General features: G+C 68.0%; 16 protein-coding genes. 3 read left to right on the forward strand and 13 right to left on the reverse strand.

Going from position 1 to position 21,373, the window contains the following annotated elements; all coding sequences use genetic code 11:
* Nucleotides 1-11: 11 nt before the first annotated feature.
* The 3 genes from BLQ70_RS16845 to BLQ70_RS16855 all read right to left on the reverse strand — a co-directional run bounded on the left by BLQ70_RS16845 (nucleotide 12) and on the right by BLQ70_RS16855 (nucleotide 2,265).
* The gene (locus BLQ70_RS16845) at nucleotides 12-647 is read right to left on the reverse strand and encodes an amino acid ABC transporter permease (protein WP_061968234.1); all 636 of its coding nucleotides are present in this window, start codon (nucleotides 645-647) and stop codon (nucleotides 12-14) included.
* A gap of 4 nt (nucleotides 648-651) precedes the next feature.
* Nucleotides 652-1,320 (reverse strand): amino acid ABC transporter permease, encoded by a 669-nt coding sequence (locus tag BLQ70_RS16850; RefSeq protein WP_061968233.1) that lies wholly within the window; start codon nucleotides 1,318-1,320, stop codon nucleotides 652-654.
* 72 nt (nucleotides 1,321-1,392) lie between these two features.
* Nucleotides 1,393-2,265, reverse strand: coding sequence for a transporter substrate-binding domain-containing protein (locus tag BLQ70_RS16855; protein WP_091858933.1), 873 nt, complete (start codon nucleotides 2,263-2,265; stop codon nucleotides 1,393-1,395).
* A gap of 270 nt (nucleotides 2,266-2,535) precedes the next feature.
* On the opposite strand from BLQ70_RS16855, the gene BLQ70_RS16860 reads away from it, so the two are divergent.
* Entirely contained in the window at nucleotides 2,536-4,062 is a 1,527-nt protein-coding gene (locus BLQ70_RS16860; RefSeq protein WP_091858936.1) for an ABC transporter substrate-binding protein, read from the forward strand.
* Nucleotides 4,063-4,071: 9 nt separating this feature from the next.
* Here the strand turns inward: BLQ70_RS16860 and BLQ70_RS16865 are convergent, their stop codons facing one another.
* Nucleotides 4,072-5,397, reverse strand: a complete 1,326-nt coding sequence (locus BLQ70_RS16865) for an NAD(P)/FAD-dependent oxidoreductase (protein WP_425284590.1) — start codon at nucleotides 5,395-5,397, stop codon at nucleotides 4,072-4,074.
* Nucleotides 5,398-5,631: 234 nt separating this feature from the next.
* On the opposite strand from BLQ70_RS16865, the gene BLQ70_RS16870 reads away from it, so the two are divergent.
* Nucleotides 5,632-7,683, forward strand: a complete 2,052-nt coding sequence (locus BLQ70_RS16870; protein WP_091858942.1) for a hydantoinase/oxoprolinase family protein — start codon at nucleotides 5,632-5,634, stop codon at nucleotides 7,681-7,683.
* On the forward strand, nucleotides 7,683-9,287 hold the full coding sequence (locus BLQ70_RS16875) for a hydantoinase B/oxoprolinase family protein (protein WP_091858945.1): 1,605 nt from the start codon (nucleotides 7,683-7,685) through the stop codon (nucleotides 9,285-9,287). Before BLQ70_RS16870 ends, BLQ70_RS16875 begins: the two co-directional genes overlap by 1 nt.
* A gap of 39 nt (nucleotides 9,288-9,326) precedes the next feature.
* Here the strand turns inward: BLQ70_RS16875 and BLQ70_RS16880 are convergent, their stop codons facing one another.
* The 9 genes from BLQ70_RS16880 to BLQ70_RS16920 form a co-directional block, all read right to left on the reverse strand.
* Nucleotides 9,327-10,424, reverse strand: coding sequence for an ABC transporter ATP-binding protein (locus BLQ70_RS16880; RefSeq protein WP_091858948.1), 1,098 nt, complete (start codon nucleotides 10,422-10,424; stop codon nucleotides 9,327-9,329).
* 2 nt (nucleotides 10,425-10,426) lie between these two features.
* Nucleotides 10,427-12,142, reverse strand: a complete 1,716-nt coding sequence (locus BLQ70_RS16885; RefSeq protein WP_091858951.1) for an ABC transporter permease — start codon at nucleotides 12,140-12,142, stop codon at nucleotides 10,427-10,429.
* A gap of 174 nt (nucleotides 12,143-12,316) precedes the next feature.
* Nucleotides 12,317-13,654, reverse strand: coding sequence for an ABC transporter substrate-binding protein (locus BLQ70_RS16890; protein ID WP_091858954.1), 1,338 nt, complete (start codon nucleotides 13,652-13,654; stop codon nucleotides 12,317-12,319).
* Between the two features lie 191 nt (nucleotides 13,655-13,845).
* Entirely contained in the window at nucleotides 13,846-15,201 is a 1,356-nt protein-coding gene (locus BLQ70_RS16895; RefSeq protein WP_091858957.1) for a sigma-54-dependent transcriptional regulator, read from the reverse strand.
* Nucleotides 15,198-17,138, reverse strand: a complete 1,941-nt coding sequence (locus BLQ70_RS16900) for an ATP-binding protein (RefSeq protein ID WP_091858960.1) — start codon at nucleotides 17,136-17,138, stop codon at nucleotides 15,198-15,200. The genes BLQ70_RS16895 and BLQ70_RS16900 overlap by 4 nt, the downstream gene beginning before the upstream one ends.
* Complete coding sequence (locus BLQ70_RS16905) at nucleotides 17,135-18,511, reverse strand: ABC transporter substrate-binding protein (protein WP_244512058.1); 1,377 nt, start codon at nucleotides 18,509-18,511, stop codon at nucleotides 17,135-17,137. The genes BLQ70_RS16900 and BLQ70_RS16905 overlap by 4 nt, the downstream gene beginning before the upstream one ends.
* A gap of 47 nt (nucleotides 18,512-18,558) precedes the next feature.
* Nucleotides 18,559-19,713, reverse strand: a complete 1,155-nt coding sequence (locus BLQ70_RS16910; RefSeq protein WP_091858963.1) for an NAD(P)/FAD-dependent oxidoreductase — start codon at nucleotides 19,711-19,713, stop codon at nucleotides 18,559-18,561.
* Nucleotides 19,710-21,074, reverse strand: a complete 1,365-nt coding sequence (locus BLQ70_RS16915) for an FAD/NAD(P)-dependent oxidoreductase (RefSeq protein ID WP_091858966.1) — start codon at nucleotides 21,072-21,074, stop codon at nucleotides 19,710-19,712. The genes BLQ70_RS16910 and BLQ70_RS16915 overlap by 4 nt, the downstream gene beginning before the upstream one ends.
* Nucleotides 21,067-21,327, reverse strand: a complete 261-nt coding sequence (locus BLQ70_RS16920) for a (2Fe-2S)-binding protein (RefSeq protein ID WP_244512059.1) — start codon at nucleotides 21,325-21,327, stop codon at nucleotides 21,067-21,069. Before BLQ70_RS16920 ends, BLQ70_RS16915 begins: the two co-directional genes overlap by 8 nt.
* Between the last annotated feature and the right edge of the window lie 46 nt (nucleotides 21,328-21,373).

Consider the following 21,373-nt stretch of genomic DNA (forward strand, 5'->3'; position numbering starts at 1 on the left):
GATGCCTCCTTTCAGACGAAGCGCTTCTCGAGCCGGCGGCTGAGCGCCGAGAGCGGGAAGTTGATGGCGAAATACATCAGCGCGCCGATCAGATAGAGCGGCAGCGCCACATGGGTGCGCCCGATCACCTGCTGCAGCGACAGCATCAGGTCGACGATCCCGAGCAGCGAGACCAGCGAGGAGCCCTTCACGGTGTCGACGACGCTGTTGACGAAGGGCGGCAGGAAACGGCGCACGGCTTGCGGCGCCAGCACATGCGCGAAGCGGTCGAACATCGTGAGGCCGATCGCCTTGGCGGCCTCGGTCTGGCCGGCCGGGATCGACTGGAACGAGCCGCGCGTGATCTCGATGATCTGCGCCGATTTGAATGCGGTCAGCGCAACGATCGCGGCGAGCAGGCTCGGCAGGTTCACCTTGATCGCCGGCAGGCCGTAATAGACGAAATAGAGCAGGACGAGGATCGGCACGCCGCGCACGAAATCGGCATAGAGCCGGATCGGTGCGCGCGCCCAGAGCGGCCCGAAGGCGAGCACGCAGCCGAGCGGCAAGCCGACGATCAGCGACAGCACGATCACGCAGGCCGAGACCAAGAGGGTCGTCAGCAGGCCGTCGACGAGGAAGGGCAGGGTCTGGATCAGCGTCGCCATGCCGTCACCGCGCGATCGCGTAGCGCCGCTCGGCGAGCCGAAGCAGCAGCAGGATGGCATAGCTGGTGATCAGGTAGATCGGCGTCGCCACGAGATAGACCTCGACGGTGCGGAAGGTCTGGGTCTCGATCCAGCGCATGCCATAGGCAAGCTCGGGCACGGCGATGGCCGAGGCTATCGAGGTGTCCTTGAACAGCGAGACATAGGTGTTGGAGAGCGAGGGCAGGGCGATGCGCATCGCCGTCGGCAGGCGCACATGCCAGAGCACCTTCATCGGTGTCAGCCCGATCGCCTTGCCGGCCTCGATCAGCCCGCGCGGCACGGCTTCCAGTCCGGCCCGCATCACCTCGACCAGATAGGCGCCGGAATAGATCGACAGCGTCGCGACGAAGGAGGTCACCGCGTCATATTGCAGGTCGATGGCGCTGGGGATGCCGTAGAAGACGAGATAGACCAGTAGTAGCAGCGGCACGTTGCGGACGAATTCGACATAGGCCGCGATCAGCGGGCGCGCCCATTTCGGGCCGTCCAGGCTGATCAGCGCCAGCACGAGGCCGATTGCCATGCCGATCGCGATGCTCGCGGCGGCGAGTTCGAGGCTGAGCCAGAGCCCCTCGAACAGCTTGCCGGCATAGCGCCAGACGATCGCGAAGTTGAAGTGATAGTTCGCCATGGTCCCGCGATCAGCCGGGCGACAGGGACGGAAGGGCGCCGGGCGCCCTTCCGCTTGCGAAGCGTGGAACGGTCAGAACCGGGGCAGGCCGGGCTGGCGCTGCGGCGGCTCGGCGCCGAAATAATCCTTCACCGCCGCGTCGTAGAGCTCGTTCTGGTGGCCGAAGATCGCGATGTCGAAGGTGGTGTTGACGAACCGCACCCAGTCCGGGTCGCCCTGTTTCATGCCCGCGCCGTAGAGCATCGTGTTCCAGGACTTGCCGGCATCGGCGTATTTTTCGGGATGGCGCTTGGCGAGCCACCAGACGGTGGAGAGATCGACCGCCGCGGCGTCCGCCCGCTTGGAGTCGAGCGCCAGGATGACGTTGGCCTGGCTGTCGAGCTGCATCACCGTCGATTGCGGCAGCACCTTCTTCACCGAAGCCTCGGCATCGACGTTCTGCAGGATCGAGACGCGGGCCGAGGAGCCGGCTTTGAGCAGCGCGTCGAAGCTCTTCTTGTCGCTGTCCGGCCGGGTCAGGAGCGCGATGCCCTCGACATAATAGGGGCGCGAGAAAGCGATCAACTGGGCGCGGGCCGGCGACATCGTCATGAACTGGATGACGATGTCGACCTTGCCTGTATTGATGTTGGGGATGCGCTGGGCCGCGTCCTGCCGGACGAACTCGACCTTGCTGGCGTCGTCGAACAGCCCCTTGGCCAGGATGCGGCCCATGGTGATGTCCATGCCGACGAGCTGGCCCTTCTCGTCCTCGAAATGCCAGGGCGCATTGGTGGAGCCCGTGCCGACGATCAGCTTGCCGCGATCCAGCACCGTGCGCAGCAGGCTGTTGGGCGCCGATTGCGCCGCGGCCTCGCGGGCCGTGCTCGCAGCCGCAGCCAGCGCGAGGCCGCCGACCAGTCCACCCTTCAGCAGAAGCCTCTTGCCTTCATCCGTCTCGCTCATCGGCGTTTCCCCTCTTTGCAAGAATAATCCATAATTAGAGAATATATCTTGTAATTAAGGATGCTAGAGAGTCTTTCGCCCGGAAGTCAAGCACCCGGTCGGCGGGCCTCGGCGCCAAGGCGGCACAGGGCCGCGCCGCAGCATCGTGCCTGCAACTTCAGCGGGCTGCGCCGGAGTTTCGCGAGCCACGGAAGGCATTGACAAGCTCGCACACGAAATCATTCTTTCCCTTCGGCCGTTCGAGCCGCCAAAAACAGGGAGGGGTATTCGATGGTGCCGGTCTCTCGCCGTACCGTGCTCGCCGCCGGTGCAACCCTGCCTCTCCTGAGCCTGCGGGCCCACGCCCAGGCCGCGGGCAAGGTGCTCCGCTTCGGCCTGTCGAGCTTTCCGCCGAGCCTCCAGCCCTGGCTTCACACCGGCACTGCGGCGCTCACGGTCAAGCTCCTGATCTTCCGGGGGCTGACCGGCTTCGACGAGAAGGGCGAGGTCAGGCCTGAGCTCGCCGAGTCCTGGGCGCGCGAGGGCGAGACGACCTGGGTCTTCAAACTGCGCCAGGCGACCTTCCAGAACGGCAAGCCGGTTACCGCCGAAGACGTGAAATGGACGCTGGAGCAGGTCGCCGCACCCAATTCGACCGCCTTCATGAAGGCCGAGTTCGGCGGCGTCGAGCGCATCGAGACGCCCGATGCCCGCACCGTCCGGATCGTCATGAAGCAGCCGACCGTGACGCTGCCGATCTGGCTCGCCAGCCCGCATATGCCGATCATCGCCAAGGACTCGATCGAGGGGCGTGCCGGGCTCGGCGTCGGCGCCGGTCCGTTCATGATCAAGGCGCAGGAGCGCGGCGCCTCGATCGAGGTCGCGAAATTCGACAAATATTACAAGCCGGGCCTGCCGAAGCTCGATGGCATCAGGCTCGTCGCCTATGCCGACGAGAACCTGCGTGTCGCAGCCCTCCAGGCCGGCGATGTCGACCTGATCGAATACGTGCCCTGGCAATCAATGGGCACGATCGAGAAGGATTCGCGCCTGCGGCTGGTCGCGGTCGACGGGCCCTTCATGGGGCTGAACTTCAATGGCGGCGCCGGGCCGTTCAAGGATGTCCGTCTGCGCCAGGCGGTGGCGCACGCCATCCGCCGCGAGGACATCGTGCAGGCGGCCTTCTTCGGCCGCGGCAGCAAGCTGCAAGGCATCCCGATCGCATCGAGCAGCCCCTATTTCGACAAGGGCCGCTCCGAGTTCTGGAATTACGATCCGGCCAAGGCGAAGAAGCTGATGGCCGAGGCCGGCGTGCCGAACGGCTTCACCTGCACGCTGCTCTCGACGGCGCAATACGGCATGCACAAATCGACCGCCGAGGTCGTGCAAGCCAATTTGGCCGAAATCGGCATCCAGGTGACGTTGAACCTGCCGGACTGGGCGGCGCGCGTCGATCTGGCCGGCAAGGGCCGTTACGATTTCATGGTGCAGGGCACGACCGCGGACAATAACGACCCCGACGGCCTTGCCCCGCTGATCGACGGCGACCTGCCGCCCAATATGGCCCGAAGCTGGCAGATTCCCACGCCCGAAATCCATGCGCTCTTCGCCAAGGGCCGCGCCGAGTTCGATCCGGCCAAGCGCAAGGCGATCTATGCCGAGCTGGAGAAGCTCGCTCTGGAGCAGGCGCCGCTCGTCGGCCTCGCCTGGCGCTCGCAGGGCTATGCCATGGTGACGGGCCTCAGCGGCTTCAAATGCTATCCGGGCGGCACGAACTTCTTCTCGGCCTATTCACTGGACGAGGCGGCGCTCGCCTGAGTGGCCGCCTCACCTCGCCCGCGTCGTCCGCTCCAGCCGCGCGAACCGCTCCAGCCGGAAGGGCTTGGGATCGATCAGCGGTGTGCGGCCGCTGACCAGGTCGGCGATCAGGCGGCCGGCGCCGGGGCCGATGCCGAAACCATGGCCCGAGAAGCCCGTCGCAAGGAAAAAGCCGGGCAGGCGTGGCACCTCACCGATGATCGGCACGGCATCGGGCGTCGCATCGATCAAGCCGCCCCAGCTTTCCCTGATTCTGAGGCCGGCAAAGGCGGGGAAGGCGGTGATCAGGTTCCGCCGCGCTTCCTGCAGGATGCCCTCGGACGGCTTGGGATCGAGGATGCGGTCGCGCTCGAACGGCGTTTCCTGATCGAGCGACCAGCTTTTCGGCGTGCGAGCCTCCTCCAGGAAGCGCTCGCCGAGCCGCAGCCGCAATTCATGGCGCTGCCTGGCCAGGGACGGCAGGAAATCGAAGAGCAGCCGGAAGCTGTCCGGCACGATCTCGGCGACGCTCGCGCCGCGATGGGCGATCGTATAGCCGCCGTCCTGCCGTTTGCGGAAGGCGAAGTCGGAAGCACCGACGGCATGGGTCGGCGGGCCGTCGAGCGGCTCGGTCCGGAACACCGAACCCAGAATCTTGAGCGCCGGCAGGTCGATGCCGAGATTGCCGAGGAACAGGCGCGACCAGGCGCCGCCTGCCAATACGACACGCTGGCAGGCGATGCGGCCGCGCTCGGTGACGACGCCGCTGACGCGTCCCCTAGCCGTCTCGATGCCGCGCACGGCGCAGCGCGTCAGCACGGTGCCGCCATGGCGGCGCAGCGCCCGCGCCATCGCCGGAACGGCCTTCTGCGGCTCGGCCCGGGCGTCGCTCGGGGTGAACATCGCCCCCGCATAGGCGCGTTTGCCGCCGGGCAGGACGGCGTCGATCTCGCGCTTGCTCAGGAGCCGGGAGTCGAGCTGATAGGTCTTCGCGTGCTCGAGCCAGGCTTCCTGCTCGGCGAACTTCGCTGCCGTGTCGGCGACATAGACGATGCCGGAGCGGGTGAAGCCGGTATCGCCGCCGACGAGCCGGTCCATATCCTCCCAGAGCCGCATGCTTTCGAGCCCGAGCGGGATTTCGCCGGGATCGCGCCCCATGACGCGCACCCAGCCCCAGTTGCGCCCGGACTGCTCATGGCCGACCTCGCCCTTCTCGCAGACGGTGACCGAGATGTCCTCGCGCGCCAGGAAGAGCGCCGTGGTGATGCCGATAATGCCGCCACCGATGACGACGACATCGCTGGCGGCGGGAAGGGATGCGTCCGGCTCGATGGTCTCGATGGTGATGCCCATCACGAAGGCTCCGGCGGTGGCGGGAAGGGGCTGGCGGTCGGCGGCACGAGTGTCCGGTATAGACCAAGCTCAACGCCCTTCGTAGGCCCGACGAATCTTGCGCCGAGCCAGTCCTGCGCTGATCGAAGAGATGTTCGGCGTCGACGGCGCTTTCATCGCCGCCGCTTCGCTTGCCATACTGGGAGCCGGCGTCGCAGCCTGCCGAGGCGGCGATGCTGTAACGGGAGGAAGGCAGAGATGGCGTGGCGGATCGGGATCGATTCCGGGGGCACATTCACCGATGTCTGCCTGTTCGAGGATGCGACCGGCATGGTCGCGGTCTGGAAGGTGCCGTCGACGCCTGACGATCCCTCCCGCGCCATCGCGCGCGGCACGCAGGAAGGCGTCGAGCGCGTCGGCGCCAGCCCTGGTGACATCGTCTATTTCGGCCACGGCACCACGGTCGGCACCAATGCGCTGATCCAGCATCGCGGCGTCAGGACCGGGCTCATCACGACCGAGGGTTTTCGCGACCTGATCGAGATAGGCCGGCAGAAGCGGCCGGATCTCTATGACCTCCAGGCCGACAAGGCCCCGCCGCTGGTCACCCGCGACCTGCGCTTCGGCGTCGCCGAGCGTGTCCGCCATGATGGCACGGTCGAGACGCCGCTGGACGAAGAGGCCGTGCGGCAGGCGGCGCGGGCGCTGAAGGCGGAGGGCGTCAAGGCCGTCGCCATCGGCTTCCTCTACGGCTTCGTCCGCCCGGAGCACGAGGAGGCGGCGAAACGCATCGTCACCGAGGAATTCCCGGAGGCCTTCATCTGCGCCTCGCATGAGGTCGCGCCCGAGTTCCGCGAGTACGAGCGCATCTCGACCGCGGTGGTCAACGCCTATCTCGGCCCGGTCATGCAGAGCTATATCCGCCGCCTCGCCGACCGGCTGAAAGAACTCGGCCTCAAGGCGGTGCCGCATCTGACGCAGTCCAATGGCGGCGTCATCGGCTTCGACATGGCGGCGCGCCTGCCGGTGCGGACGGTTCTGTCCGGGCCCTCGACCGGCGTCGTCGCGGCGCAGGCGATCGGCGCGATGATCGGCATCCCGAACCTGATCACCTTCGACATGGGCGGCACCTCCTCGGACGTCGCCCTGCTCGATGACGGCGAGGCCAAGCTCGCCTCCGAAGCCAATGTCCACGGCTACCCGATCAAGGCGCCGATGCTCGACATCCACACGGTTGGCGCCGGCGGCGGCTCGCTCGCAGCGATCGATTCCGGCGGCTTGCTCAAGGTCGGCCCGCGCTCGGCCGGTGCCGATCCCGGCCCGGTCTGCTACGGGCGCGGCGCGACCGAACCCGCCGTCACCGACGCCAATGTCGTGCTCCAGACCTTGAATCCGACGCATCTGCTCGGCGGCCGCATGCCGATCGACCAGAGCCTGTCGAAACAGGCGATCGGTCGGCTGGCCGACGAGCTCGGCCTCGATCTGATGGCGACGGCGCAGGGCATCATCTCGGTCGTCACCGCCAACATGGCCAAGGCGATCCGCGTCATCAGCGTCCAGCGCGGCCATGATCCGCGGGATTATGCGCTGGTCGCCTTCGGCGGGGCCGGGCCGTTGCACGCGGCAAGGCTCGCGCGCGAACTCGACATGAAGCGCATCGTCGTGCCCCGCAATCCCGGCATCGGCTGCGCGCTCGGCCTGCTGCTCACCGACCTGCGCGCCAATTTCGCCACGACCCGACTCGCGACGCTCTCCGACGCGCTGGTCCCCGACATGGCGGAGATCTTCGTCGCCCTGCAGGAGCAAGCGGATCACTGGTTCGAAGAGGAGGGCGTCGCCTCGGCCGACCGTCGGCTGAAACGCACCGCCGACCTGCGTTATCACGGCCAGAACTACGAACTCGGCATCGACGTGCCGGACGGGCCGATCACGCCGGCGACCGTGGCCGCGCTGGCGGAAGGCTTCGCCGCCACGCACAAGCGGCTCTACGGCTTCGTCGCCGAGGGCGAGGCGGTCCAGCTCGTGACCTATCGTGTCGAGGCGGTCGGCCTCGTGCCCAAGGCCGCCTTCCGGCCGGAGCCCGATGCCGGGCCGGATGCGTCCCACGCTGTCATCGGCAGCCGCGAGGTCTGGTTCCCCGAGGCCGGCGGCTTCGTCGCCTGTCCGATCTATGACCGCGACAAGCTCAAATCCGGCAATCGCTTCGCCGGGCCGGCCATCGTCGAGCAGATGGATTCGACCACCGTGCTGCTGCCGGGCATGACCGCCACCGTCGAGCCCTATCTCAACCTGATCCTGGAGATGCCGTGATGACCGCGACCGCATCCGTCAGCGTCGACCCGATCACCGTCGAGGTCATCGGCTCCTCCTTCGCCTCGATCGCCGAGGAGATGGGCGAGGCGCTGGTCAAGGCGAGCTACTCGACCAACATCAAGGAGCGCCGCGACTGCTCGACCGCGCTCTTCGATGTCGAGGGCCAGACGCTCTGCCAGGCCGAGCATATCCCGATGCATCTCGGCTCCTTCATCGGCATCATCCCGCATATCCTGAAGCGCCACTCCGTCGCCGACATGAAGCCGGGCGACGTCTTCATCGGCAACGATGCCTATGAGGGCGGCGGCACCCATCTGCCCGATATCGTCCTGGCCGAGCCGGTCTTCCACGAGGGCGTGATGATCGCCTGGGCGGTGAACACGGCGCACCACTCCGATTTCGCCGATCGCGGCCACGCCCATATCTACCAGGAAGGCCTGCGCATCCCGCCGATCCGCCTCTATGACGGCGGTGTGCTGATGAAGGACGTGCAGGAGCTGATCCTGCTCAACTGCCAGGTCCCGCGCGAGCGCCTCTCGGACCTGCGCGCCCAGATGGCGGCGAACCGTCTCGGCGTCGAGCGCCTGCGCGCGCTCTGCGACAAATACGGCCGCGATACGGTGCTCGCCGCCGGCAAGGCTTTGCAGGACTATGCCGAGCGCAAGATGCGCGCCGGCATCGCCTCGATCCCGGACGGGACCTATCGCTTCTCCGATTCCTTCGACAATCCCGAGATCGACGAGCCGCTGACCTTCTCGGTCGCGATCACCGTCGCGGGCGAGGAAATGACGCTCGCCTTCGACTCGCCACCGCAGATGCGCGCCGGCTTCAACATGGTCTACACCGCGCTGCTCTCGACCGTGTACTACGCGGTCAAGACGGTGGCCGACCCGACCATCCCGCCCAATGCGGGGCTGGCGCGACCGCTCACCGTCACCGCGACCGAAGGCACGGTGCTGAACTGCGTCCACCCGGCCGCCGTCAACGGCCGCATCGCCGCCTGCCAGCGCGTGGTCGACCTGATCCACGGCGCCCTCGCGCAGGCCGTGCCGGACCGCGTCATCGCCGCCTGCTCGGGCGCAGTGGCATCCGCGACATTCGCCGGCGAGCAGCCCGGCAGCGGCGAGCTCTGGGTCTATCTGGAGACGATCGGCGGCGGTTCCGGCGCTCGGGCCAAGAAGGACGGCCTTCACGGCGTCCACGTCCACATGACCAATACCTCGAACCTGCCGGTCGAGGCGCTGGAGCTCGAATACCCGCTCACCCTGCTGCGCTACGAACTGGTCGATGGCTCGGGCGGGGACGGCCGCCAGCGCGGTGGCATGGGCCTGCGCCGTGTCTACCGGGCCGAGGCGCCGTGCCGCCTGAGCGTCGACAACTCGCGGCTGACCTCGCGGCCCTGGGGCCTCGCCGGCGGCGGCGAAGGGCAGGGCGGATCGTTTTCCTTCAGCGAGGGCGTCGTCCCCTTCTTCAAGGGCGACGGCGCGCTGGAGAAGGGCCAGATCGTCGAGATCATCACGCCCGGAGCGGGGGGCTACGGCCCGGCATCCGAGCGCAGCGCCGAGGCGCGGGCACGCGACAAGGCCGAGCAGCGGGGGTGAGATGGGTTGGCGAGGGCTGCGGCCCTCGCTCTGCGCCGCTTAGGCGGCAAGCCACAACAACGAGCGCGGCGACAGCCTGAGCGTCGCCCCGCTGCCGACCTCGAACAGGCCGCTGCCGGACTGGAACGGCACGTCGACCGCCACTTCCGTCGTGCCGATACGGACGCCGTAGCGCACGCTGGCGCCGAGGAACTCGCGATTGGCGACGGTGCAGGGCAGGGCCAGCATCCCATCGCCGGCCGGGCCGGCATCACCGAGACTGGCATGTTGCGGCCTGAAGACGAGCTTGGCGCCCTCCGGCACCTGCGCATCGGCCGGAACCGGCACCCGCGTCCCGCCCTCGATCTCGAAGACTCGGGTCCCGCCGTTGCCGGAAAGCTTCCCCCCAAGGATATTCGCCGTTCCGAGGAAGCCGGCGACGAAGAGGTTCGCCGGCCGCTCGTAAAGCTCCATCGGCGTGCCGACCTGCTGGACGATGCCGTCATTCATCACGGCGATGCGGTCGCAGATCGTGTTCGCCTCTTCCTGGTCGTGGGTGACGAAGATCGTGGTCAGGCCGAGCCGCTGCTGCAGGTCGCGCAGTTCGCGGCGCACTTGCACGCGCATCTTGGCGTCGAGATTGGAGAGCGGCTCGTCGAGCAGCAGCACCTTGGGCTCGACCGCTACAGTCCGCGCCACCGCGACGCGCTGCTGCTGACCGCCCGAGAGCTGCGAGGGCCGCCGCTCGGCGAGATGGGCGAGGCCGACGAGTCCGAGCGCCGCCTCGACCCGCCGCTCGACCTCAGCACGCTTCACGCCGCGTTCCTCCAGCCCGAAGGCGACGTTACGGCGCACCGTCATGTGGGGCCAAAGCGCATAGGACTGGAAGACCATTCCGACATCGCGCTTCCACGGCGGCAGGTCGGTGATCGGCTTGCCGCCGATCCGGACCTCGCCGGTATCGGCATGGTTGAAGCCCGCGATCAGGCGCAGCAGCGTGGTCTTGCCGCAGCCGGACGGGCCGAGGAAGGCGAAGAACTCGCCCGGCTCGATCGCGAGGCTGACGTTCTTGAGCACATGGTTGGTGCCGTAGGACAGGTTGACGCCTTCGATATCGACGGCGACGGCGGGCGTGGTCAGGGAGACGGTCGCGTTCATGATCAGTGGCCCATTCCCTTGGCCTTCTGGCTGCGTTCGATGATGAGATGGGAGAGGAAGGTGCAGGCCGCGACGAGGATCACCGCGACGACGCCGAGCGCGGCACCGGGTCCGCGCCCCGCCGCCGACTGCATGAAGACATAGAGCCCATAGGCCAGCGGCGCGTCGGAGTTGGACTGCACCAGCATCAATGTCGCCGAAAGCTCGACGGCGGCCGTCGAGAACGAGGTGACGAAGCCGGCGAGGATGCCGCCCGCCATCAGCGGTACGACGATGCGCCGGACCGTGCGCGCCTTGGTGGCTCCGAGGTTCTCGGCCGCTTCCTCCAGCGAAACCGAGATCTGCTGGAGTGCCGCGTAGCAGGCGCGCAGGGCATAGGGCAGGCGCCGGATCGCCAGCGCCATCACGATGGTGATCCAGAGCGCCGCGAGCGGCGTCCCGTCCGGCAGGGTGATGCCGTAGAAGGTCCTGAGATAGCCGATGCCGAGCACCACGCCGGGGATGGCGAGCGCGGCCGACGCCATCCAGTCGAGCCATTCGCGGCCGATCAACCTCGTGCGCAGCACCAGATAGGCGATGGCGACGCCGAGCACGACGTCGATGCCGCCGGCGATCGAGGCATAGATCAGCGTGTTCTTGATGTAGATCGAGCTCTCGCCGAAGACGCGGGCGTAATGCGCCGTGGTGAAGGCATCGGGCAGCGGCGAGAACGACCAGATCGTGGCGAAGGAGAGCAGCAGCAGGCCCAGATGCGGCGCCAGCACCAGCGCCAGGATCAGGATGACGATACCGTAGCCGAACACGGCCTCCATCGGCGTCATCACCCGCTTGGCGAGGCCGCCGCCGCCGCGCTGCGTCGTGGCATAGTCGCGGCCCTTGAGCGCCCGCGCCGAGAGCCACATCGCCAGCACGGAGGCGATGATCAGCACGACCGAGATGACATAGCCCATCGGGTCGGCGATGCCGATCGAGGTCACCCTGAGATAGGCCTGCGGCGCCAGCATGTCCTTGACGTTAAGCAGGAGCGGCGTGGCGAGATCGTCGAAGACCTTGACGAAGACGAGTGAGGCGCCGGCGAGATAGCCCGGCATCGCCAGCGGGAAGACGATCCGCCGGAACAGCCGGAAGCCCGAGGAGCCGAGATTCTGCGCGGCCTCTTCCATGGCGCGGTCGACATTGCGCAGCGCCGCCGAGAGGTTGATCAGGATGAACGGGAAATAATGGACCGACTGGACGAAGATGACGCCGTTCAGCCCCTCCATGAAGTCGATCTTGAAGCCGAACCAGTCGTCGAGCAGCAGGTTGACCGAGCCGTTGCGGCCGAAGAAGAGCTGCATCGCCACCGCGCCGACGAAGGGCGGCATGATCAATGGCAGGAAGCCGAGCGTCTGGACGATGGCCGCGCCGCGGAAGACGAAGCGCGTCGTCAGATAGGCCAGCGGCAGGGCGAAGACCGAGGCCCAGACCACTGACATCGCAGAGACATAGAACGAGTTCCACAACGAGCGCATGAACAGCTCGGTGCGGACGAAGTCGTAGAAATTGACCAGAGTGAAGGTCGATGTGCCCTTCTCGGTGAAGGCGACATAGATCACCGTCGCCACCGGCAGCACCAGGAACATCAGCAGGAAGGCGGCGATCGCCAGCGCCAGCGCGATCTGGCCGGGCGTGCCGGCGATGCGACGGGGGCGGGGAACCGAGGTCGGAATGGCTGTCATGGGTGCGGCCGGGTGTCATCCCGTGCGCGCTGCGGCATGCAAATGCCGCTGCGCAGACACGGGACCGTTGTCAGGAAAAGGCGCCTACTGGTCGCGCGGTCCCGTGTCTGCGCCGCAGCGTTTCACGCTGCAGCGCGCACGGGAAGACCCGCGGGACGACGATGACGCGCGCGCTTACTTCGCCGCCTTGAGCGCCTCTTCTGCCCTGGCCTTGGCCTTGGCGTAGTTGTCGCGGGCGAAGCTCGCCCACTGCGCCTCGACCTCGGCCTGGCGGGCGCCCTTCTCCTTGCCGCCGGTGAAGGCGCCGCGCAGCTCGGGGCTCGCGGCCTGCGCCTCGCTCACCGGCATGGCGGCGATCAGGACGCGGGCCTCATCGGCCAGCGCTTTCGCCTTGTCGTTCGGCTTCTTGGCGAGCGCCGCATCGACCTCGTGCAGCACCTTGGTGACACCCTTCAGCCCGCCGAGCTGGAAGGAGATCATCTGGTCGAACAGCGTATCGACGACCGCGGTGCGGCCTTCCGATTTGTCGACGTCGAAGCCGATCATCTTCTGGAAGCGCGGATCGGTGAAGGGGTTCGGATAGTCGGCGCCGGCCTTGGCATAGACGGCCGGGTTGACCGGCAGGCGGCGGATGCCGGGCTCGAGCAGCACTTCCTGGCCGGTCGGCGAGAGCAGGAACTCGATGAAGGCTTCAGCCGCAGCCTTGTTCGGCGGGTTGGCGATGATGCCGACATTGGCCGGAACCACCGTCGTCACGCTCGGATAGACGAATTTGACCGGGAAACCGGAGGCCTGGGCCGAGAAGGCGAAGAAGTCGATGACGATGCCGACGCCGACCTGGCCGGAATTGACCTGCTCCGGCACGCCGAAGGAGCGCTCGTTGATCGAGCGGAAATTGCCGGCCATCTCCTTGATGGTGCGCCAGCCCTTGTCCCAGCCCTCGCCCTGCAGGATCGTCTCGATCGTCAGGTGTGTCGTGCCGGAGCGCGAGGGCGCAGCGATCGACACATGGTCGTAGAACACGGGCTTGGCGAGATCCTGCCAGTCCTTGGGCTCGGGCAGCTTGTTGGCCTTGGCGTAACGGTCGTTCCACATGATGCCGTAGCCGGAGGCCGCGAAGCCGAAATAGAAGCCGGCGGGATCGTTGATCGGATAGGAGCCGATCTTCTCGGGGATGCCGGTCGCCTTGGGCTTGTAGGCGGTGAGCAGCTTCTTGCCCTTCAGCACCTCGAAGGCGTCGGGCGCCGAGGCCCAGAACAGGTCGACCTGGTTATTGGCCTTGGTCTCCTCGACGTATTTCACGCCGGCATTGGTGTTGCGGTTCTGCACTTCGAGCGTGACGCCCGGAACCGCCTTCTCGAAGGCCTTCTTGATCGGATCGGTGACGTCCTTGGAGAAGGAGGTCACTACGGTGACCTTGCCGGCGGGCGCCTGCGCCAGCGCGATGGCCGTAAACGAGGCGCTGAGCGACAGGCCGAGGGTGGCCGCGAGCGCGAGCCTGCGATTGAGCATGATTTCCTCCGAAGCGTTTTTTCTGTTCGACGTCGAGGTCGATGGCTTCTTCTCAGCAACGGTGATGCCAAGTGTCGGCGGCTTTGATTTCCTTGCGGAATTCGGAAGGAAGGGTCTTCAGATACCCAATTTCGGGGGCATGGCGGTAACCTGCCGGAGCCGCCGATGGGTCATTGCGGTAACATCGCCACTCAGTCCGCGAGCGCCGCCGTGCCGCTCAAGCCATAGCGGCGCATCTTGAGGTAGAGCGTCTTGCGGGTGATGCCGAGCGCCGCGGCCGTGACGCCGATGCGCCCGTTATGGCGCTTCAGCGCGGCGCCGATTCCTTCTGCCTCCGCAACCGCAACCAGCTCCTCCAGCGTGCGTTCCGCGCCATCGGATGTGCCGGCGCCGGCATCCGCATCCTCGAAATCCTCGTCCATGCCGAGCAGGCTGCGTTCGGCGGCATTGCGTAGCTCGCGGACATTGCCCGGCCAGTCCTGCCGCGCCAGCCGCTGTAGCAGGTCGCGCCCGAGCGGCGGGGCCGAGCGGCCGACGCGGGCGGCGGCGAGCGCGAGGAAGTGCTGGAACAGCAGCGGAATATCCTCGCGCCGGTCGCGCAAGGGCGGCAGGCGCAGCGTCACGACGTTGAGTCGGTAGACCAGGTCTTCGCGGAAGCCGCCCGTCTTGGCGAGCGCGGCGAGGTCGCTCTTGGTCGCCGCGACGATGCGGATATCGACCGCGATCTCCTTGTTGGAGCCGAGGCGCTCGATCCGGCGCTCTTGAAGCGCCCGCAGCAGGCGCACCTGCGCGGCGATCGGCATCGACTCGATCTCGTCGAGGAAGAGCGTGCCGCCGCTGGCATGCTCGATCTTGCCGATCCGCCGCTCGCGCGCCCCGGTGAAGGCGCCGGCCTCGTGACCGAACAACTCGCTCTCGATCATCGTCTCGGGGATCGCCCCGCAATTCACCGCGACGAAGCGCCCGTTGCGGCGATTGCCGAGATCGTGCAGGGCCCGTGCCGCGACCTCCTTGCCGGTTCCGGTCTCGCCGAAGAGCAGCACGTCGGTATCGGCATCGGCCAGCAAGGCGAGCCGGCTGCGCAGGCGCGCGACCGCCGGCGAGTGCCCGACGACGCGCGCCGCCCAAGGGTCCTCGGGATGGGCGCCGGCCTTCAGCGAGCGATTCTCGATGATCAGCCGGCGATATTCGCTGGCACGCCGGATCGTCTCGATCAGGCGGACGGGATCGGCCGGCTTCTCGACGAAATCCCAGGCACCTTCGCGGATCGCCTTCACCGCCATGGGAACATCGGCATGGCCGGTGATCAGTACGACCGGGATCTCCGCATCGACGGCGGTCACCGCGGAAAGCAGCCCGAACCCATCGCGGCCGGGCATGCGGACATCGCTGACCAGCACGACGGAGGCGTCGCGGCCAAGCTCGGCGAGCGCGGCATCGCCCGAGCGCTTCGCGGTGACCGCGAAGCCTTCGAGCTCCAGCGTCAGCCGCCAGGCTTCGAGCACCTCGGCATCGTCATCGACGAGGACGATTGTCGGAGCGCTCATGCGTCGATTTCCAGCGGGGCCATGACGTGGGCTGTCGTCCCTTCGAGCGTGATCAGGAAGCGCGTGCCTTCGGGGCCGGTCTCGGCAACGGCCAGCGTGCCGCCGAGGTCCTTGATGATGTTGTAGGACAGCGAGAGCCCGAGGCCGAGCCCCGAGCCCACCGGCTTGGTGGTGAAGAACGGGTCGAAGATGCGCTCCAGATGCGCCCGGTCGATGCCGGGGCCGCTATCCGAGACCCAGATCTCGACCTTGTGGCCATTTCGCCGTGCACCGATCGCGATCGTCGCATCCTCCATGCCGGCGACGGCGTCGAGCGCATTCGCGACGAGATTGACCAGCACCTGCTCCAGCCGGATTTCCTCGGCATGGACATGCAGGCGCCCGGCGGGCAGCTCCCGCGTGAGCGTCACGCGCTCGGCGTCGAAGCGCGGCTCGAACAACGAAAGTGCTGTTTCGACGACATCGCCAACCGGGACCGGCGCCAGAACAACGCCGGGCTTGCGGGCGAAGCGCCTGAGATGCGCGATCAGGTCGGCTGCTCGCGTCGTCAGCGCCTGGATCCGGCCGATCGCCTTTCGGGCCTCCTCGGGCCGGCCCCGCTCCAGCAGCAGCGCGCCGTTATGGGCGTGGGAGCGGATCGCGGCAAGCGGCTGGTTCAGCTCATGGCTCAGGCCCGCCGCCATTTGTCCCAGCGCCGCGAGCTTGGCCGCCTGGATCAGGTCGTCGCGGGTCTGCTGGAAGACGGCGAGTGCGCGGGTGAGGTCGCCGAGCTCGTCATTGCCCGCCTTCGGCAGCAGCGCCGAGGACTGGCCGCTGGCGATGCTGGTCGCGGCCTCGGTCAGGACCCGCAGGCGCGCCACCAGATGGCGCCGGACATAGAACCAGCCGATCAGCAGCGCGCCCAATAGCGAGGCTGCCGCGATGGCGAGCAGCAGGTTGCGGCCGAGCCGGATCGCCTGCGCCGAGCGGTCGGCGGCCTCCTTCGCCACGGCCTCGGTTCGCCGCACCTCCTGCGAGACCAGCCTGCCGAGCTCCGTGACGAGGCGGCGGCTTTCCGAGATCAGGCGCTGCGCGTCGGCCAGCGCAGCAAGCTCTGAGCGCTTGAGGCCAGGCAGGCCTGTCGTCGTATCGGCGAGCCCGATCAGGCGCTGGGTGATCTGCCGGACCGTGATCGTGTCGGGCCAGCCGGCGAGCGCCTTGGCCTCGACCTCGAGCTGGTCGACAGCCTCGCCGATGACATGGCTGGTCTGCTCCATGTCCTCGCGGGTCTGGACCGTGCCGAGCCGCCCGAACAGCCCGACGATCAGGTTGGCCTGGGCGTTGAGCGTCATCAGCGCTTCGCTCTTGCGGGTCTCCTCGCGGATCGTGTTCGGCTTGGCCGATGCTGCTTCGCCGCCGCTCTGGCCGAGCGCGGTATCGATGTTGAAGCGGGCATCGTCGGTCAGCGGCTCGATCTCGTCGATCAGGTCCGCCTGGAGCCAGCGCAATTCTTCGCTGACGCCACGGATGCGCTCGGCCAGCGTGAAGCGGCGCCCCGAGACGTCGTCGATCGCGCCGAGATTGCGCCGGATCTCGGCAGCCACCGCTGTCAGCTGCGGCGCGTCGAAACCGCTGCCCGTCCGTTCGGACAGCACCTTGTCGAGCTCGCTCAAGCGCTCGCCGACCACGCGCCGGCCGCGCTCATAGCCGTCGCGTCGCTCGGCGTTGGCCAGTTCCGGCATGCCGGCAATGACGCGGGCACTGGCTTCCGCCAGCCGTGCAGCGGAAGCGAGGCCGGGCAGATGCTCGCGGGCGATCGCCGCCAGCTCCTTGCTCAATCGCTCATAGGAGATGACGCCTACGATGCCGGCGCCGACCGCAAAGAGGCCGACGCCGAGGAAGGCCGCGATCAGGCGCCCGCCGATGCCGAAGCGGCGCCTGGACAAGGCAGGCGTCATGGCCTGCTCCCGGTCAAGCTCTCGTCGCGCCAGCCCAGCGCGGTCAGCCGCTCGGCCGCCTGCTGCAGGCTGTCGCCGGCCTCGGTTGCGTGAGTCACGATCGCGTTCCGGAGTGCGGCTTCGATGCGCGCCTGCTCCTCGGGCACGGGCAGGCCGCGCGGCACGCGGACGATATTCTGGAAACGCCCGGGCTCTCCGAGTTCGGCAGCGGAGACCGGCGGCTGCGTTAGGGCGGCTCGCGCCCGGGTCAGGAGTTTGGCGGCCTGCTCGTCGGGGCGCGTAAGCAGGGCCGCTTCCATCGCCTGCAGGCTGCGCCAGAGCCGGGCATGCTCGGTGCGGCGGAAGGTGATCCACTCGTCGAAGATCAGGTTGACCAGCTCGTAGCGCCCGGCAGAAAGCCCAGCGTCGAAGCCAGTGCGGTTGAAGATGCCTTCGGTCTCCGAAAGATGCGGCGGCGTCTCGTCCGGCCCATAGGCCGAGGGCGAGACGGCGAGGCGCCCGATCCGCGGCTCGCGCAGCATCTTCTGCCCTTCGGGCGAGAGCACGAAATCGATGAAGAGCTCTGCATCCTTCGGGTTGGGTGAGGTCGCAAGCCTTGCGATGCTGGCGGGCGCGAACAAGGTCTCGCCGGGCAGTACGAAGCGGTTGCCCTCGCCCTCGGTCGTCCTGGCCTCCGTCAGGAAATCGATGGAGATGCCGATGCCGAAGCGGCCGCGGGCGACCCCGGCGGTGACGCCGAAGCTGCGTGCCGTGATCGTCGCGAGATTGCCGCCGATCGCCGACCACAAGGCCCAGCCGCGCTCCCAGCCGAGCGATTGCAGCAGCGCCTCGACCATGAGGTGCGTGGTGCCGGAGCGGGCAGGCGAGGTCAGGCCGATATGCCCGGCATAGACCGGCGCGGCGAGATCGGCCCAGTTGCGCGGCACCGGCAGGCCGCGCGCCGCGAGGTAGGCGGGGTTGTAGACCAGCCCGTAGCCCGAGACGGCGAAGCCGAGATAGCGATGATCGGGGTCGTTGACCGGATAGCCGGCGATGGTCTCCGGCGCGCCGGTCGCCCGCGGCTGCAACGGCGCCAGCAGGTTCTCGCGCTTCAGCAATTCGAAGGCGTCGGGCGCGGAAGCCCAGAACAGGTCGGCATCCGGTCGCTTCTGCGTGCGGATATCGATGACGGCCGCCGTGGTCTTGCGCTGCACGACCTCGACGGCGATGTCGGGATGCCTGTTGCGGAACGCGTTGCGGAAGGGCTCGAAGAACGAGGGCGGAAACGAGGTGATGATCTGGACGCGCCGTCCCTCGGCCATGCCGATGGCAGGCCAGCCGAAGGCCAGCACGGCGATGACGACAAGCCTGATCTCTGCGGCGAAGCGGGCCATGAATCCGTCATATAGCCGGCTCGACGGTCCGGCTAGGCTGCCGCGCCTCAGTCGAATTCCTTCTTGAACTTCTCGCTGACGGCCGTGGCGGTGCGGAAGCGTTCGATCGAGAACGGTTCCAGCGGCGTCGGTGTTTCGCCGTCGACGATCATCTCGCTGAGGCACAAGCCCACGCCGGGGCCGATCTGGAAGCCGTGGCCGCAGAAGCCGAAGGCGTGGAACAGGCCGGGCGTCGTCCCGCTCGGGCCGATCACCGGGATCATGTCGGGCAGATAGGCCTCGATACCGGACCAGACGCGGATGACATGGCATTGCGCCAGCATCGGCGCGACGCGGGCGAGCGCGCGCATCGCGGCAAGCGTCTTCGCTGGGGGTACCGGTGCGCGGTTCGCCTGCGGATCGGCCGCCGTGCGCGGGTAGCCGGCGAGGATGATGTTGCCGCGCGGGATCTGGCGGAAGATCACCGAGCCGTCGATCGCCTGCACCGAAGGCTCGATCCGATAGGGGAAAGGCTCGGTCACGAATTGCGGTGGGCCGGCTGGAAAGACCGGCGCGGTCTCGCCGAAACGCTCGGCTATCTCCAGCGCCCAGGCCCCGGCGCAGTTGACCAGTGCACCGCAGCTCAGCCTGGTGCCATCGGCCAGCGTCAGCGAAAAACCCTCACCTCCGCGGTCCACGGCTGTGACGCGCGTGTTCTCAAGAATGGTGGCGCCATGTCTCGCTGCTGCCCGTGCCACGGCCGGGGTGGCGAGCCTTGGATTGGCGGTGGCGTCGCGCGCCGAGAAGGTCGCGGCCATGGCGCGCTCGCCGAGCCAGGGCCAGCGTCGGCGCAGATCGGCGGGGCCGACGCGCTCGATCGCGAGCCCGTAGGATTCCGAGACCTTCGCATAGCCTTCGAGCTTCGCGTGCTCCTCCTCGTCATAGGCGAGGTAGAGATGGCCGGTCTGCTCGAACTCGCAGCCTTCGCCGATCAGCGCATCGAAATCCTCCCACAGCGCCTGCGAGCGCAGCGACAGCGGATATTGGCCGGGAAAGCGGCCTTGAAGACGAAGATTGCCGAAGTTGACGCCGCTCGATTGCGCGCCGACGACCCCCTTTTCGATCAGCGTCACGCGCTGGCCGCGCCGGGCGAGGAAGAAGGCGGTCCAGGCGCCGATCAGCCCGCCGCCGATAATCGCGACGTCCGTGGTTCGCGCGCTCATGCCGGTTCTTCCGCAGCGGCGAGTGCGATCGGCTTGACCGGCGCCTGTCCACGCAGGCGCCCCGCGGACTCGCCGCCTTGTCCTGTTCCGGCTGCGACGATCTCCTGCAGAGCCGGTCCGCAGACGCGGCCCTGGCAGCGCCCCATGCCGCAGCGGGTCATCGCCTTGACGCGGTTGACCTCGACCGGGCCGAGGCTTTGCGCCATGGCGGCGCGGACCTCGCCGATGGTGACGTTCTCGCAGCGGCAGAGCGTGACGGAATCGGGCAGGGCGGCGATCTGCTGCTTCGGCCAGGCGAAGGCCTGCGCCAGCCCGCGTTGAAAGCCGCGCAGCCGCGCGACCCGTCGGGCCAGCGGCCTGATCGCCGCAATATCCTGCGGCCGGCCGAGATCGGAGAGGATGGCATGGGCAGCGAGCGCCCCGCTGGCTTCGGCTGCATCGGCGCCGCCGATCCGCACGCCATCGCCGGCGAGGTAGAGCCCCGGCCGCGCCCGGCCGAAGCCGTCGATCTTCGGCAGGAACAATCTGAAGTCCGGATCGTAAGTGAATTCCGCTCCGGCGAGATCGGCGAGCTGCGTCTCGGGTTTGAGGCCATAGCCGAGCGCAACCGCATCGCAGGCGAAGCGCCGTTCCCGCCCGCTGCCGTCGCGCAGGACGAGAGCCTCGACACGGCCGTCTCCCTCGACGGCGACCGGCGTCACGCCGTTCAGCATCGGGATGCCCGCGCGCAGGGCCGTGGCCATATACCAGAGGCCGCGCAGCAGCGTGCGCGGCGCGCCGAGCAAGGCCGGCATCGCCGCGAGCTTGGCCGAGAATGGGGTCGTGTCGGCGATCACCGCGATCTCGGCGCCCATCGCGCGATATTGCTTCGCGGCCAGCGCCAGCAAGGGCGAGGAGCCGAGGAAGGCGACGCGGCTGCCGATCAGGCAGCCCTGGTCCTTGAGCGCGACCTGTGCCCCGCCCAGTGTGAAAACGCCGGGCGTTGTCCAGCCCGGAAGCGGCGCTATCCGGTCCATCGCGCCGCTGGCGATGAGTAGCTTGTCGCAATCGAGCGTCTCGGTCCGGCCATCGCGCAGCAGATGCAGGCGCTTGCCGTCGATCGCCCAGACCAGCGTCTGGGGCCGGTAATCGATCTGGGGACGGAGCGCCGCGAAGCGTGCGTGCAGCGCGGCGTATCGGCCGGCTTCCGAGCCCATCAGCTTGTTCATGTCGAGCGCGAGGCCGTCGGCCGGCCGACGATAGCCCTGTCCGCCGGCGCGCGCGCCTTCGTCGATCAGGATCGGCCTCAGCCCGTTTGCGACGAGGATTTCGGCCGCGCTGATCCCGGCCGGCCCGGCGCCGACGATGACGATCTCAGCCATGGGGGTCGGCCATGCCCTGCGGTTCGGCGAAGAGCTTCATGCCCTGGCTGACGGGCGTGGTGCAGGCCCTGATCCGACCGCCCTCGCTGCTCCAGACCCAGCAATCCTGGCAGGCGCCCATCAGGCAGAAGCCGGCGCGCGGCTCGCCGCCGAATTCGAGATGGCGGATGAGGGCGCCGTTCTCCAGAAGCGCGGCGAGCACACTGTCGCCGGCGGTCGCGCGGATCGGCAGGCCGTCGAAGCTGAGGGTCACCGCCGCTCCGCTCCGAAATGCCACGCGGCGGAACTGGGCCTGCGAA

Origin of the sequence: Allobosea robiniae (genome assembly GCF_900102525.1) — a bacterium.
In the GTDB taxonomy this organism is placed as follows: domain Bacteria; phylum Pseudomonadota; class Alphaproteobacteria; order Rhizobiales; family Beijerinckiaceae; genus Allobosea; species Allobosea robiniae.